Below are 14,181 nucleotides of genomic sequence, written 5' to 3'. Positions count from 1 at the left end.
AGTGTTCTCCCTAGGGGCTTGCGGCTGTTGTGCGTTGTCAGGGAGGACAGCTGGGAGGACAGGGGCAGCCAGGCGGAATGCCCTGGCTGCGTGTCGCTTGATCCCTACGCTGGTCCTAGCCAGTTCAGGTTCAACGGGATCCATGCTTCGGCGCGCTGCGCTGCATGATCTCAGCCGTTTTCAACGGCACCCCGTCAAGCGTGATGGTCGGCGATACCGGAGTATCGCGGTGAAACGTGCCGCCTTGACCAAGGGCGACGCGTGATTACTGCTCGAAGGCTGGCACGAGGCGAGCCGAGCGCCGGGGACAAGGCGGAGCGAGGGTTTTTTGCCATAGATGGCAAAAGTAGCGCACATGGAAGGGTTTACAGCGCCCTCGCGAAGGCTTTTCCCCGGCAGAGCTCGGCGATAGCGTGGCCACTGGATTAGTCCGCGCCATCTAAGCCCATCTGCCAGAAGTCGATCTCAAGCCGCGTGGCGTCGCGGAAGATCCGCGTCAGCGCGTCGAAGCGGGCCGGCGTGACGTCGGCCAGGCGCGCATCGAGCCACGCCAGTTCGGCGCGCATGGCGGCCTGGAACTCCTCTCCCTCGTACATGGCGATCCAGGCGTCATAGGGGTTGGCGTCGCCGCGCAGGGTATCCGGCTGAGCATTCAGCCAGTTGGCGATCTCGCCATAGCCCACCAGGCAGGGCGCCAGGGCTACATGCAGGTCGAGCAGGTCGCCGCGATTGCCGGTGTCCAGCACGTAGCGGGTATAGGCGAGGGTGGCACGGGCTTCCGGCAGTTCGGCCAGCTGCTGCTCGCTGATGCCCCACTCCCGGCAGTAGCCGACGTGCAGCTCGAGTTCGACGTCGACGATGGCCTTCAAGCCTTCATGGGCCTGGCGCAGGTCGGCCAGCGTCGGGCTCTTGTAGGCGGCCAGGGCATAGGCACGAGCGAAATGGATCAGGAACAGGTAGTCCTGCTTGAGATAGTGACGAAAGGCGTCATCGGCGAGGCGGCCCTGGCCCAGCTGGCGAACGAAGTCGTGCTCGATATAGGCGCGCCAGTCGTCCTGGCAGGCTGCAGTGAGGTCGGTAAAACGGTAGCCCATCTTGCCTCCGGAAGCGGTATGGCAATCCGGTGCACGGGCGAAGGGGGAGGGGCCGCACGAAGGGCGTAATGCTGGTGTGCCTGGCCGCCGCTTGATTCCTACGCCGGTACGAGCCGGATCAGGTTCAACGGGACCAGTGCTTGGGTGCTGTCGAGAGCTCGACATACCCCTGCGCCATCTCAGCCGGAATTCACCGACACCCCGTCAAGCGTGGTGCCAGTCTAGCAGGCCAGTGGAAAGTTGCTAGCCTACTGATGCAGCACGAGGCGATTCCGGCGAGAGGCCTGCGAGGGGGCGCTGTGAACCCCTCCCTGGGCGCTACCTATGCCATCCATGGCATAGAACCCCCTCTCCGGCCTCTCGCCAGCGCCTATCGCTCAGCGTTGAATCACTGGCGGCGGTAAAGCCAGCGAACGTCCACGGCGAAGGAGAGGCTCAGCAACAGCAGTGCGGTGGCTGTCAGCAGGCTGGCCAGCGCGGCCGACACCCCGGGCAGCAGAGCCACCATCAGGGCGACCACCTGAACCACGCAGATCGCCTTGCGGCGCAGGCTCTCCGGCAGCGCTGCCTGCAGCCAGGGCCAGCGGTGGCCGCTGAACACGAAGGCGTAGCGCATGGCGCCGATCAGCAGCACCCAACTGCCAACCTTACCCAGCACCACCAGCGCCAGGCACAGCAGCAAAATAAGCCCAGCGTCCAGCTCCATATCGAAGCGCGCACCGAAAGCGCTGATGGATCCGGTGCGCCTGGCCACCCAGCCGTCGATACCGTCGAGCAGCAGCGCGGCGCCAGCGATCCCGGCCATGGCGGCGGTGTGCTGCTGCCATAGGGTGGGCCACCACAAGCTACCGGCGAGCAGCGCGATCAGTGTGCCGCGCAGCAGCGTCACGCGGTTGGCCCAGCCAAAGCGGCGCAGCTCACCGGTCCAGGCCGCTGCCACCAGCCCGGCGATGATCAGGTAGCTCAAGCCGCTGGTCAGCGCCAACCATCCCGGCGCAGTCAGCGCATGCTGGGTGAGCTGGGCCAACACCAGCACCACGGCGAGACCTGCGGCTAGATCGGCAAAGGGGCGCTGAACGCTGGGGGAGGAGGAAAGTATCCGGCTCATGCTTGGCTCTTATGCGCTATAGCTGGAGGAGGAGGTTTGGCATCACGCTGGTCTAGGGGCCTTTGGCTATTAGCCTAGACCAGCGCGATGCCAATGGCGAAAAATGATGCAGCTATCTATCTTGGTACATATATTGTATAGATATTGAAACCTAAGTGTCGAAAAAGCGTCTTGAGTAGACCCCACTCATCAGCGGGACCGCGATATGCCTTATACGACCAGCATGGCCTTTTGGACGCAGGCCCCCGGCCACGGGGCGCTGCGACGCCAGCCCTTGGCGGCGCCAGGCCGCGATGAGGTGCTGGTTGAAGCGCTGTACAGCGGCGTCAGCCGGGGCACCGAATCGCTGGTGTTCACCGGGCGGGTGCCGCCCAGTGAATATCAGCGCATGCGCGCGCCGTTCCAGGAAGGCGATTTTCCCGGCCCGCTGAAGTACGGCTATGCCAGCGTGGGCCGCGTGCTGGAGGGGCCCGCAGAACTGCGCGAGCGCGTAGTGTTCTGCCTCTACCCCCATCAGCAGCACTATGTGGTGCCGGCCAGCGCCGTGCATCCGCTGCCCGAGGAGGTGCCCGCCGAGCGTGGCGTGCTGGCAGCCAACCTCGAGACAGCGATCAACGGCGTGTGGGACGCCGCCCCCGGGCTCGGTGACCGGATCTGCGTGATCGGTGCCGGGGTGGTGGGGGCGCTGGTGGCCTGGCTATGCCAGGGCATTCCCGGCACTCAGGTGTGCCTGGTAGACATCGAGCCCGAGCGCGCCGGCCTGGCCCGGGCGCTGGGCGTACCCTTTGCCCTGCCCGAGGAGGCGCCCCTCGAGAACGACCTGGTGATCCATGCCAGCGGCCACCCGTCAGGACTGGAAACCGCCCTACGTGTGACCGCACGCGAGGCCACCCTGGTCGAGATGAGCTGGTATGGCGAGCAGACGGTGACGCTGCCGCTGGGCGGGGCCTTCCACGCGCAGCGCTTGACGCTTCGCTCCAGCCAGGTGGGCGGCATTGCACCGCAGCGCCAGCCGCGCTGGGACTTTAGCCGACGCATGCAGCTGGCGCTACGACTGCTGGCCGATCCGCGGCTCGATGCCCTGATCAGCGGCGAGACGCCGTTCGATACGCTTCCCGACGAGATGCCGCGCCTGGTGCAGGGCGGCGGCAGGGTGCTCTGCCACCGTATTCGCTATGCACCGACCTGATTCGATTCCCCTGAGGAGCCATGCATGTATCGCCTGACCGTTCGTGACCACTTCATGATCGCCCATAGCTTTAGCGGCGATATCTTTGGCCCCGCGCAGCGCACCCACGGGGCCACCTACGTGGTCGACGTCACGTTCCAGCGCCGCGAGCTGGATGACGATGACCTGATCGTCGACATCGGCCTGGCCAGCGAGACGCTGTCGACGCTGCTGGCTGAGTTCAATTTTCACAACCTCGACGAGCTGGAGGAGTTCCAGGGGCGTAATACCACCACCGAATTCATGGCGCGGGTCATCTTCGAGCGCCTCGCGGCGGCGATTGCCGACGGGCGCCTCGGCGAGGGCGGGCGTGGCCTGGAAGCGCTGACGGTGACGCTCCACGAATCGCATATCGCCTGGGCCAGCTACGAAGGAGAGCTGTAATGCCGCAAGCGCCCGATCTATGCCTGATCGTCGCCGGCGACCCGCGGCAGCTGACCGGTGGCTATGTCTATGATGCTCGCATCGTTGCCGCCCTCGAGGCGCGCGGCTGGCAGGTCGAGGTGGTGGGCCTGGCGGGACGCTTCCCCGACCCTGACGCGCGTGCTCGGGACGCCCTGGAGACGGCGCTTGCCGCCCAGCCCGACGATCGCCGCGTCGTCATCGATGGCCTGGCCATGGGCGGCTTGCCCGAGGTGGTTGCGGCGCACGCCACCCGCCTCGACCTCACCGCGCTGGTGCATCATCCGCTGGCCGACGAGACCGGCCTCGACGAAGCCACTCGCGTGCGGCTGTTGGACAGCGAGGCTCGAGCGCTGGCCGCGGTGGCGCGGGTGATCAGTACCAGCGGCTTCACCGCCCGCCGACTGCGCGACTTCGGGATTGCCGCCGCTAAGGTGGTGGAGCCCGGCGTCGAACCGGCGTCGCTTGCCCCCAGTGCCCTCGATCTGGAAGACAGCCGGCGTCCCCAGCGGCTGCTGTGCGTGGCCACCGTGACCCCGCGCAAGGGCCACGACTTGCTGGTCGAGGCGCTGGCCGGGCTGGATGGCACTCGCTGGACCTGCGACTGCATCGGTGGTCTCGACCGCGATCCGGCCCACGTCGAGCGGGTAGCCGCCAGCATCGCCGAGCATGGCCTGACAGAGCAGTTCCGGCTGCTCGGCGAGCGTGAGCCCCAGGCCCTGGATGCGGCCTACCGCGACGCCGACCTGTTCGTGCTGCCCTCCCACTACGAAGGCTACGGCATGGTGGTCACCGAAGCGCTGGCCCGCGGCCTGCCGGTGGTCACCACCACCGGCGGCGCGCTGCGCCATACCCTGCCCGAGGAGGCCGGGCTGGCGGTGCCGCCGGGCGACGTCGAAGCGCTACGTGACGAGCTGCGCCGCTGGCTAGACGATGCCGGACTGCGCCGTCGGCTGCGGCGTGGCGCCATCGCGGCACGCGCCCAGCAGGCAGACTGGCAGGCTGCGGGTGACGCCTTTGCCGCCGCCTTGGGAGGCCCGTCTCAATGAATGCGCCGGGCAGCCGTTTTGCCAACGACTGGCTGGCGTTGCGCGAGGCGGCCGATCATGCCGCCCGCAGCGCCGCGCTAACCGAGCGCGCCAGCGACTGGCTGGTCGGCGCCCGGGTCTCGGCGTCGGCCCCGCTGACCCTGGTCGACCTGGGCTGCGGGCGGGCCAGCAATCCTGGCTATCTGTCGTCGCGGCTACCCGGCCCCCAGCGCTGGCGGCTGGTCGACCACGACCCCGAGTTGCTCGAGGTGGCGCGCCAGCGGCTGGCCGGTGGCGAAGATGCCGCCGGCCGGCGTCCCGACATCGAGTGCCGCTGCATCGATCTGGCCGATGCCGCTGCGCTGGCAGACCAGCTCGACGGCGTCGAGCTGGTCTGCGCCTCGGCGCTGTTCGATCTCTGCTCAACGCCCTGGATCGAGTCGCTGGCTGCGGCCTGTGCGTCCCGTGGACTGCCGGCGCTGTTCACCCTCAGCGTCGACGGTGACTGGCAGTTCAGCGATGCCAGCGGGCCGCGCCAGGACGCCGAAGACGACTGGGTGCGCAGGCTGTTCAGCGACCACCAGCGCCGCGACAAGGGGCTGGGAGCGGCGTTGGGTGGAGAGGCTCCGGCGGCGCTGGCAAGCGCCTTCGAGGCGCACGGCTATCGGGTCGAGCGTGCTGCCAGCCCGTGGCAGCTGGCGCCGGGCAGCGAGGCGGCGCTGACCCTGGGCCAGGCGCTGGTGGCCGGTTGGGCCGCGGCGGCGGTCGAGCAGTGCCCGGACCAGGCGGCACGCACCGAGGCCTGGCAGCTGGCCCGCCAGCGGGATCTGGCCAACGGTCGCTGCGGGGTATGGGTCGGCCACGTCGACCTGCTGCTGACGCCCCCCGGGAGCGACACCTGATGCGCGGCCAGCGGCGGCAGGGCCTGCTGCGTCTGACGGTCAGCCTGGCGATGCTGTTGGGTGTGGCGGTGTGGCTGGAGGCCGCCGAGGTGGCCGCCGAAGTGCAGCGCCTGGCTCCCGGCTGGGTGCTGTTGGCACTACTGTTCAGCCTGCCCCAGGTGGTGGTCTCGGCGTGGCGCTGGCGCTTTACCGCAGCGCGCCTCGGGGTGGGGCTGAGCTGGCGCCGCGCGATCAACGACTACTACCTGGCCAGCTTTCTCAATCAGGTACTGCCCGGCGCGGTGATCGGTGACGCCGCCCGCGCCTGGCGCCATGCACGGGCCAGCGGCCAGCGCGCCGCAGCATGGCGTGGCGTGGTCATCGAGCGCGCCTCCGGCCAGCTGGTGCTGGCGCTTGTTACGCTGTTGATCCTGGCGCTGTCGCCGCTGTGGCATGCGGCCTTCGGTCGACTGCTGACCCGCCCGGGGGTGGGCATGGGAATTGCAGTCGCAATCGGCCTGGCTGCGCTCGGCGCGGCGCTGTGGTGGGGGCTGTGTCGAGCGAATTTCACTACGCCGGCCTGGGCCAAGGGCCTGGGGGGCGACCTGCACCGTGCGCTGTTCAGTCGCCGTGCCTGGCCGGCTCAGGTGGGCGGCTCGCTGCTGGTACTGGCGAGCTATGGCGCGATCTTCGTCTGCGCAGCGCGGGCGATTGGCGTCGAGCTGCCGGCCACCACCCTGCTGGCGCTGCTGCCGCCGGTGCTGCTGGCGATGCTGATCCCGCTGTCGGTGGCCGGCTGGGGCTTTCGCGAGGGTGCCGCGGCGCTGGTCTGGCTGGGCGTCGGGCTGCCGCCGGCGCAGGGCGTCGCGGTGTCGATGAGCTATGGGTTGCTGGTGCTGCTGGCCAGCCTGCCCGGGGCGCTGTGCTGGTGGCAGCGAAAGCGCACGGTGGCGCCCGGCTCAGCCAGCGATGGGACCCAGGGCGAGATCGAAGAGGGTGTCGGCGCCGCAGTCGAAGCGCCGCGCCGCGGGGCGCAGCGCCTGGTCGAGGGTGTCGATGACCGGCAGTACCAGGCCCGGGCGCCCGGAGCCGATCAGCAGCGGCGCCACCAGCAGATGCAGGCGGTCGACGCAGCCGGCGGCGATGAACTGCGACACGGTCTGACCGCCGCCCTCGATCAGCACCCTGCGGCAGCCGGCCTGCTGCAGCGCCGCGATGACTGCCTGGGGGGCCACACGGCCCTCGGTATCCCGTGCCAGCCAGCGCCGGGAGACATGAGCGCCGACCCCGTCGGGCGCCGCCACGCCCTCGCCGAGCAGATGCAGGGTGGCGAGTGCCGGGTCCTGGAACACCCGCTGCGCGGCGGACACCCGGCCGCGCGGGTCGAGCACCACGCGCAGCGGCTGGCGACCCTCGACGTGGCGCACGCTGAGCTGCGGGTCATCCTCCGCGGCGGTGCCGGCACCGACCAGTACGGCATCGACCAGGGCGCGCAGCCGGTGCAGGTGAACCAGGCTCTCGACGCCGTTGATGTAGTGGGAGTGGCCGCTGTGGGTGGCAATGCGTCCGTCGAGGCTCTGGCCGAGCTGGGCGACCACCCGCGGCCCGGCATCGCAGACCAGCGGCAGCAGGCTGTCGAGCAGGGCCCCGGCGGCGCTGCCCAATGCCGGCTCGGCATGCCACTGGCCGCCGCGGACCAGCGTCACACGCGCGCTGTCGCGGTGGATGACAAGCTTGGGCTCGCGCTCCCAGGGGTGGTCACGCGCCGTCTGCAGCGCTTGCCAGGCGAGGCTCAGCTGGCTGTCGTCGCGTTGCGGCGCCGCGGGCGCGGTGGGCTGGCTCATGCACGGCCTCTCTCGATCAGAAACGTTCCTCATCATGGGCAGCCCCCGCGGGCGGCACAAGTCCCATGCATCCGTGGCGCTGTTGCGCCCGTACTTCGATTCACTACCCTCAGTGCCATACGCCTACGCGGTTGAGGCGACAAGGAGGCTACATGCCACGTACAGGACATCACGTCGAGCGCGCTATCTTCGATCTTCGCCGCGGCGTACCAGTGGTACTGCAGGACGCCGACACGGCGACGCTGATTCAGCCGCTGGAAGGGCTGCAGGCGAGCCGTCTGGAGGAGCTACAGGCGGAGGCAGCGCTGGTGGTCAGTCGGCATCGTCTGGCGGTACTCGGCGCCGAGCCTGACGCCCATCAGGCCGAGGTGCTGCGACTGCCGCTGAGCGGCTGCGGTCCGCTGGACCTGGCGCGCCTGGAGCGCCTGGCGTTCGGCGCCCAGGCCGAGCCGCGGGTGGCGGCACTGGCCGAGCCGGCGGATGCCGGGGAGCGCGGTGCCCTGGCGCTGATGCGCCGCGCGCTGCTGATTCCCGCAGCGCTCACCCTCAAGCTGACCGGCGCGGCGCGCAGTGCCGCCCAGGCGCGTATCGATGCCGGCGAGTGGCTGAGCGTCGAGGCCGAGGCGGCGCTGGGCTGCTTCGACAGCGCGGCGGGCCTGCTCAAGCGTGTCAGCGAGGCGCGGATTCCACTGGCCGAGGCCACCGAGAGCCGTTTCATCCTGTTTCGTGAGCCGGATGGGCTGCGTGAGCACGTCGCGGTGGTGATCGGTGAGCCCGGCGACTGGCAGCCGGCAGTGCCGCTGCGCCTGCACTCGGCGTGCCTGACCGGCGATCTGTTCGGCAGTCTGCGCTGCGACTGCGGCGAGCAGCTGCGCAACGCGGTGGCCGACATCGAGTCGATGGGCGGCGGGGTACTGCTTTATCTGGCCCAGGAGGGGCGCGGTATCGGCCTGGCCAACAAGCTGCGTGCCTACACCCTGCAGGATGGTGGCCTGGACACCGTGGACGCCGACCAGGTGCTGGGATTCGGCGACGACGAGCGGCACTACCGCGCGGCGGTGGACATGCTCGCTGCGCTACACATCCAGCGCGTCCAGCTGTTGACCAATAATCCGTTGAAGATCGCATCGCTGGAGGCCGGCGGCATCGAGGTGGTGGAGCGCCAGGCGCTGTATGGCCGGCTCACCGATCACAATCGCCGCTACCTGAGTGCCAAGGCCGAGCGCTCTGGCCACCTGCTGGACGATGTGCTGCAGGCCGATGCGTCACGCTCCTCGGCCTGTAAGTAGTCTTGGCTCCTCAGTCCTGTTGCATATAGCTATGGGACTGGGCGAAAGCCCTGCGAGGAGGCGCTGTAAACCATCCTTGGGCGCTACCGATGCCATCCATGGCATCGAAACCTCCTCTTCGGCCTTTCCCCGGTCTTCGTTGTCGCGTTAGCCCTTACTGCGCCCAGCCGGGTAGCGATAGCGTCTGGGTCTCGATCACCACCTCGGCCAGCCGTTCGGCGTAGTGCGCCACCAGCCGCTCGCCCAGCGCGGCGTCGGCCAGGGTGGCGTTGCCGGCGACGCCATCAGCGTGCAGGTCCTCGGCCAGCCAGGCGAAGGCCGCCTCGCCCTCGGGACCCACCACCTTGCCCGCAGCGGCCAGGGTTTCGCTGCTCGCCGGCGGGTGAGCGGCTGCCGCCTGCGTCACCTTGTGCGGCGCCAGATGCAGCATCATGGCGGTTTCCAGGGCCCCGCCGTGGAGGCCGTGACGCAGTTCCTCGGCGGGCAGCCAGTCGCTGGGCGGCGGCGCCAGTCGGGTATAGGTGGCCTTGACCACCAGCATGGCGTGGCGGCGGCGCAGGGCCAGTGCGGCGAGGTCCATTACCGCCTTGTTACCGCCGTGGCTGTTGAGCAGTAGCAGGCGGCGAATGCCGGCCCGGGCCAGGCTGTCGCCGTAGGCCTCCAGGGTGGCGATGGCCAAGGCCGGCGGCAGGCTCAGGGTGCCGGGGTAGCTGGCGTGCTCTTCGCTGGCGCCCACCGCCAGCGGCGGCAGACATACCACGTGACGCTCAGCGCCTGTCTCGGCGGGGCGCCGTGCAAGGGCGTCGAGGGTGGCCTGCTGCAGGCCCAGCCCGATATCGAGGTCGGTGGAGAGCGGCAGGTGGTGGCCGTGCTGCTCGATGGCACCCAGCACCAGGATCGCCACCGGATCCTCGGCGGCCAGTGCACGGAGGCCCGCGCTGGTCAGGTCGGCCCAGTGGCAGAGGGTGGTCATGGCGTCTCTCCGGAGATAGGGCTGGGCTGTCGACGGGCATACAGATCGCCGGAGGCCAGGCCGTCGGCGCCATCTGCGAGCCAGGCACGTATCTGCGCGGGGCTGCGCCACTCGCCCCAGAGGAACGCCCGGCGCTCGCCCTGGATGGCGTTGAAACGGTAGTCGCCGAGCGCCTCGAGGCGTGCCACGCAGGCCTCGGCAACGTCCAGCGCGCCGGCCACGAACTCCACCGATAGCGCCTCTACCGGCTGGCTGAGGCCGGCCAGCACGTCGGCTTCGAAGCCCTCGACATCGACCTTGATGAAGCGCGGCACGCCGAAGCGCGCGATCAGGGCGTCGAGGGTGGTCACCGTCACCGTCACTCGGCGCTCCCAGCGTACCTGGCGAAAGCCGGGGTTGTCGCGGCCGATGCGTTCGCGCCAGTGGCGCGCCAGGGTCGAGACGCTGGGATTGGCGACGCTGATGGCGATCTCGGCCTCGCCCTCCTCGGGGCCGGCGGCCAGCGGCATCAGCACCAGGCCGCGGCGCTCGCCCATCAGGCGTACCAGCCAGCGAAACAACCCCGGCTGCGGCTCCAGCGCCACCACCTCGGCGCCCAGCGCCTGGAAGGCGGCGGTGCGATCGCCGAGATGGGCGCCGATATCGAACGCCAGGTCGCCGGGGGCCAGGAACTCTCCGTAGAGTCGCTGCAGGCCGCGCTGGCGCCCCGGGCGCCAGTACACCACCAGTGAGCGAGCCAGGCCCATAGCGGCCTTGGCGCGCTCCAGCAGCGCTGGAGGAGAGGCGATGGCGTGGGGCATCAGTGTGGTTCCTTGAGCGGTGGTCGGTGACGTGCTGGTCGCTGGCGGCGCCAGCCCAGGTGCTGGAGGGGCATGTCGCCTGGCTGCTCGGGCGGCACGCCGGCGGCTTCAGCGGGGGTGGGGAGCGATAGGGGCGCGTCGAGCCGCGTCAGTACCGCGGCGGGCTGCACGTCGCTGGGTACCGCCAATAGCCCAGCTCGCGCCAGTCCGTTGCCGAGGCGCTGGCTGCCTGACAGGCGCACCAGCAGCGGGGCGCTGATCAGGCCCGCCCACACCGGCGTCAGCCACCAGAAGAAGCTCGGCGTGAACTGGTACATGGCCAGCGCCCAGGCGCCGCCGAGCAGCGTCGCGGCACGGGTATGGGCGAGTGCCTGGCGCCATGCCACCGGCCGGCCCTCGCGGGTCTGCGGGTCCCAGCCGACGCTGCTACCGACCAGAATGCCGATCACGAAGGCGCTGTGGAAGGCCATCATCAGCGGTGCGATGAGGATCGCATGGAGCATTTCCAGCAGCGCACTGGCGCTCAGCCGCCAGCGGCCGCCGAACGCCGCCGGGTTTTGCCAGAGTGCCAGCAGCAGGCCGAACAGCTTGGGCAGCAGCAGCATGGCGGCGGTCAGCGCCAGCAGCGGCATGACCATGGCGCTGGTGTCCAGCGGCCAGTCGGGGAACAGCTGGTAGGTGTCGCTGAAGAAGCGCTCGCGGCTCAAGGCGTTGAGCATGGCATCGGCGCTGCTCAGCCCCAGCATCAGTACCCACAGCAGCGAGGAGAGGTAGGCCAGTGCGCCCATGGCGAAATGCAGGCGGCTGATCGGGTGCAGGCCACTGGCGAACAGCAGGCGCAGGTGCTGGAGGTTGCCCTGGGTCCAGCGACGGTCGCGGCGGGCATAGTCGAGCAGGTTGCCGGGCAGCTCCTCGAAGCTCGCCTGGATGCCCACGTCGAGGCGCACCCGCCAGCCGTCGCGGCGCAGTAGCGCGGCCTCGACGAAGTCGTGGCTGAGGATCTCGCCGCCCAGCGGCGGGCGTCCGGACAGCCGTGGCAGGCCGCAGTGGGCCATGAAGGCGCGAGTGCGGAGGATCGCATTGTGGCCCCAGTAGTTGGCGCAGTCGCCCTGCCAGAAGGCCTGGCCGGCGGCCAGCATGGGGCTGTAGAGCGCCGCGGCGAACTGGGTGAAGCGGCCGAACAGGGTGTGCTGGCGGATCGGGATCGGCACCGTCTGCAGCAGGCCGAGCTCGGGCTCGCGCTGCATGGTACTGATCATCTGCAGCAGGCCAGGGCCGCCCATCACGCTGTCGGCGTCGAGCACCACCAGGTAGTCATAGCGGCGCCCCCAGCGGCGGCAGAACTCGGCCAGGTTGCCGGCCTTGCGGCCAGCGTTATCGGCGCGGCGCCGGTAGTGGAGCGCAAGCCGACCGGCCAGGCGCTGGCGCAGCGCGGCGACATGGCGGCGTTCGTCGGCGGCGATGGCGTCGTCGCGGGTGTCGCTGAGCACGAAGGCTTCGACGCGGTCGTGGAGGTCCTGGTCGGTACTGGCCAGCAGGTCATGGCAGGTCGCCTCGAGGCCGCCCAGGGCGCGTGCCGGATCCTCGTTGTAGATCGGCATGACCAGCGCAGTGCGCGAGGCCAGCGCTGCTGTTGCCGGCGGGGCCTGGCGTGCCAGGGTCAGCGGATCGCGACGCGCGAGGCTGATCACGAAACCGATCAGGGCGGTCCAGAAGGCCAGTGCGATCCAGCCGAAGGTGATCGCGAACAGCCCCAGCACCGCGGCTTGCAATATGCCCAGGCCGCCGTCGTAGAGGATACGGAACATGGTCGCCACGCCCAGCGCGGTGCTGGCCAGTACCAATACGGCCAGGGCCAGCCTGCGCAGCCACAGCAAGGGCTGGCGCGGCGCCGGGTCAGCGTAGCTCATCGGGGTACCAGACATAGCTCCAGGTTTCGCTGATCGGCGAGCCGCGCAGGCTCAGGAAGAGGCGCATGTCCGCCGGCTGGCGGCCCTGGGGCTGGACGCGGAAGCTGGCGCGCCAGGTCTCGCCGTCGGGCAGGCGCTGGACCTGTACTTGGTGGATATCACCCTGAAGGGTCGAGAGCTCGGCCTCTACCGGCTGGCTGGCATCCAGGCCGGACAGCTCGCCGCCGTGGAAGTCGACGATGAACTGGCGCCGGCTGCGCGGCGGCGGGTCGCTCTGCCCGGGGATCGCCGCCCAGCCGCTGCGTGTACGTATCACGCTGGCCTGGCGCTGTTCGTCGAGGCGCGCGCCGAAGGTCTGGGTGCGGTAGTGAAAGCGCCGCGACTCGCCGGCGTTGAGCGGCTGCTCGGGTACCCAGTAGGCGACGATGTTGTCGTTGGTCTCGGTGTCGGTAGGAATCTCCACCAGTTCGACGCTGCCGCGCCCCCAGTCGCCGCCCAGCGCCTCGACCCACTGGCTGGGGCGTCGCTCGTAGCGTGCTTCCATATCCAGGTAGGCGTCGAAGTCACGCTCGCGCTGTACCAGTCCGAAGCCCCCCGGGGACTCGTCCTGCAGCCCCGAGATGCGCAGCCGGCGCGGATTGGAGAGCGGCCGCCAGATCCACTCGCCGGCGGCGGTGCGCATCGCCAGGCCGTCGGAGTCGTGGACCCGCGGGCGGAAGTCGTCGGCGCCGTAGGGGCTGGTGTCGCCGTGGGTGAACATGCTGGTCAGCGGCGCCACGCCGAGCTTGGCCACGTCGCGACGGGCGAACAGCCGGGCGTCGACCTCCACCTCCACGTCGCGCCCGGGGTGGATGTCGAAGCGGTAGGCACCGGCAAGCGACGGGCTGTCGAGCAGCGCCAGCACGCTCATCTGAGTGGCATCCTCATCCGGCTTTACCAGCCAGAATTCGCGGAAGGCCGGGAACTCCTCGCCGTGCGGCGCTGCGGTGTCGATGGCCAGGCCGCGCGCCGAGAGCCCGTAGCCCTGGTCGCGGCCGACCAGGCGGAAGTAGCTGGCGCCGAGGAATACCGCGAACTCATCGGCGTAGTCGCCGCGGTTGAGGGGGTAGTGAATCCGGAAGCCGGCGTGCCCTGCGCCCTCGAGATCGGCGTCGAGCAGGCGTTCGGCGTCGCCGTCGTAGTTATAGTCGTCGCTGGAGAAATCCAGGCGACGGCTCTCCCCCTCCTCAATCAGATGCAGGGTCACCGGCGTATCGAACAGGAAGCCGCTGTGAAACAGCTGCACCGAGAACAGCCCGTCGTCGCGCCAGATCGCCTGGTCGCCGCGAAAGCGGATCTGGCGATAGGTGTCATAATCGAGATTGCGCAGTGCCGCTGGCAGCGTTGCGCGGCTGCTGTCGTGCGGTTCGTCGGCAAGCGCTGCGGCGCGTTCGATGACTGCTTCGAAGTGGCGCTGAGTGCTCTCCTCGGCGCTGGCCAAGGGCATCGCCAACCACCAGCAGGCGCATCCCAGGGCGGTGCGTGTCATGCGGTTCAACGGCGTCTCCTTGGCAGGGTGAGGGAAATTAAAACGAGACATAACTTGTACATATTTCAATTACAGTACATGTTTTATTCAGCTGCC

12 protein-coding genes, 1 pseudogene and 2 riboswitches are annotated in these 14,181 nt (G+C 69.4%); of the genes and pseudogenes, 6 read left to right on the top strand and 7 right to left on the bottom strand.

Annotated features, from left to right (window positions below):
- Positions 1-84: 84 nt before the first annotated feature.
- A riboswitch (TPP riboswitch) is annotated at positions 85-204 on the bottom strand.
- Between the two features lie 221 nt (positions 205-425).
- Together tenA and QC821_RS16755 are read right to left on the bottom strand one after the other, a co-directional pair.
- Positions 426-1,094, bottom strand: coding sequence for a thiaminase II (tenA, locus tag QC821_RS16760; RefSeq protein WP_309723915.1), 669 nt, complete (start codon positions 1,092-1,094; stop codon positions 426-428).
- Between the two features lie 78 nt (positions 1,095-1,172).
- A riboswitch (TPP riboswitch) is annotated at positions 1,173-1,308 on the bottom strand.
- Between the two features lie 174 nt (positions 1,309-1,482).
- Positions 1,483-2,202 (bottom strand): CDP-alcohol phosphatidyltransferase family protein, encoded by a 720-nt coding sequence (locus QC821_RS16755; RefSeq protein ID WP_309723913.1) that lies wholly within the window; start codon positions 2,200-2,202, stop codon positions 1,483-1,485.
- Positions 2,203-2,407: 205 nt separating this feature from the next.
- Between QC821_RS16755 and QC821_RS16750 the strand changes: the two genes are divergently transcribed.
- The 5 genes and pseudogenes from QC821_RS16750 to QC821_RS16730 form a co-directional block, all read left to right on the top strand.
- A complete protein-coding gene (locus tag QC821_RS16750) occupies positions 2,408-3,391 on the top strand; it encodes a zinc-dependent alcohol dehydrogenase (protein ID WP_309723911.1) in 984 nt (327 codons plus the stop codon).
- A gap of 24 nt (positions 3,392-3,415) precedes the next feature.
- Complete coding sequence (locus QC821_RS16745) at positions 3,416-3,814, top strand: 6-pyruvoyl trahydropterin synthase family protein (RefSeq protein WP_095621241.1); 399 nt, start codon at positions 3,416-3,418, stop codon at positions 3,812-3,814.
- Entirely contained in the window at positions 3,814-4,881 is a 1,068-nt protein-coding gene (locus QC821_RS16740; RefSeq protein ID WP_309723908.1) for a glycosyltransferase family 4 protein, read from the top strand. Before QC821_RS16745 ends, QC821_RS16740 begins: the two co-directional genes overlap by 1 nt.
- Positions 4,878-5,762 (top strand): class I SAM-dependent methyltransferase, encoded by an 885-nt coding sequence (locus QC821_RS16735; protein ID WP_309723906.1) that lies wholly within the window; start codon positions 4,878-4,880, stop codon positions 5,760-5,762. Before QC821_RS16740 ends, QC821_RS16735 begins: the two co-directional genes overlap by 4 nt.
- Positions 5,711-6,634 (top strand): annotated as a pseudogene (locus tag QC821_RS16730) (lysylphosphatidylglycerol synthase transmembrane domain-containing protein); the annotation flags it as partial. The gene QC821_RS16735 and the pseudogene QC821_RS16730, both read left to right, overlap by 52 nt.
- A 66-nt stretch (positions 6,635-6,700) precedes the next feature.
- On the opposite strand, the gene QC821_RS16725 reads toward QC821_RS16730, so the two are convergent.
- Positions 6,701-7,585: a RibD family protein gene (locus QC821_RS16725; protein ID WP_309724044.1), complete on the bottom strand. Its 885-nt coding sequence runs from the start codon at positions 7,583-7,585 to the stop codon at positions 6,701-6,703.
- 152 nt (positions 7,586-7,737) lie between these two features.
- On the opposite strand from QC821_RS16725, the gene QC821_RS16720 reads away from it, so the two are divergent.
- Positions 7,738-8,874, top strand: a complete 1,137-nt coding sequence (locus tag QC821_RS16720) for a GTP cyclohydrolase II (RefSeq protein ID WP_309723904.1) — start codon at positions 7,738-7,740, stop codon at positions 8,872-8,874.
- Between the two features lie 154 nt (positions 8,875-9,028).
- Here the strand turns inward: QC821_RS16720 and QC821_RS16715 are convergent, their stop codons facing one another.
- Genes QC821_RS16715 through QC821_RS16700 form a run of 4 tightly spaced genes read right to left on the bottom strand, consistent with a single transcriptional unit; the run spans position 9,029 to position 14,085 of the window.
- Positions 9,029-9,847: a creatininase family protein gene (locus QC821_RS16715; protein ID WP_309723902.1), complete on the bottom strand. Its 819-nt coding sequence runs from the start codon at positions 9,845-9,847 to the stop codon at positions 9,029-9,031.
- Positions 9,844-10,647, bottom strand: a complete 804-nt coding sequence (locus QC821_RS16710; protein ID WP_309723900.1) for an FkbM family methyltransferase — start codon at positions 10,645-10,647, stop codon at positions 9,844-9,846. The genes QC821_RS16715 and QC821_RS16710 overlap by 4 nt, the downstream gene beginning before the upstream one ends.
- Positions 10,647-12,557, bottom strand: a complete 1,911-nt coding sequence (mdoH, locus tag QC821_RS16705) for a glucans biosynthesis glucosyltransferase MdoH (protein WP_309723898.1) — start codon at positions 12,555-12,557, stop codon at positions 10,647-10,649. The genes QC821_RS16710 and mdoH overlap by 1 nt, the downstream gene beginning before the upstream one ends.
- Positions 12,544-14,085, bottom strand: coding sequence for an OpgD/OpgG family glucan biosynthesis protein (locus QC821_RS16700; RefSeq protein WP_422720124.1), 1,542 nt, complete (start codon positions 14,083-14,085; stop codon positions 12,544-12,546). Before QC821_RS16700 ends, mdoH begins: the two co-directional genes overlap by 14 nt.
- Positions 14,086-14,181 lie beyond the last annotated feature (96 nt).

The sequence above is a fragment of the Franzmannia qiaohouensis genome, assembly GCF_031451695.1.
Taxonomy (GTDB): domain Bacteria; phylum Pseudomonadota; class Gammaproteobacteria; order Pseudomonadales; family Halomonadaceae; genus Franzmannia; species Franzmannia qiaohouensis.
This window is presented reverse-complemented; position numbering and strand designations above follow the sequence as displayed.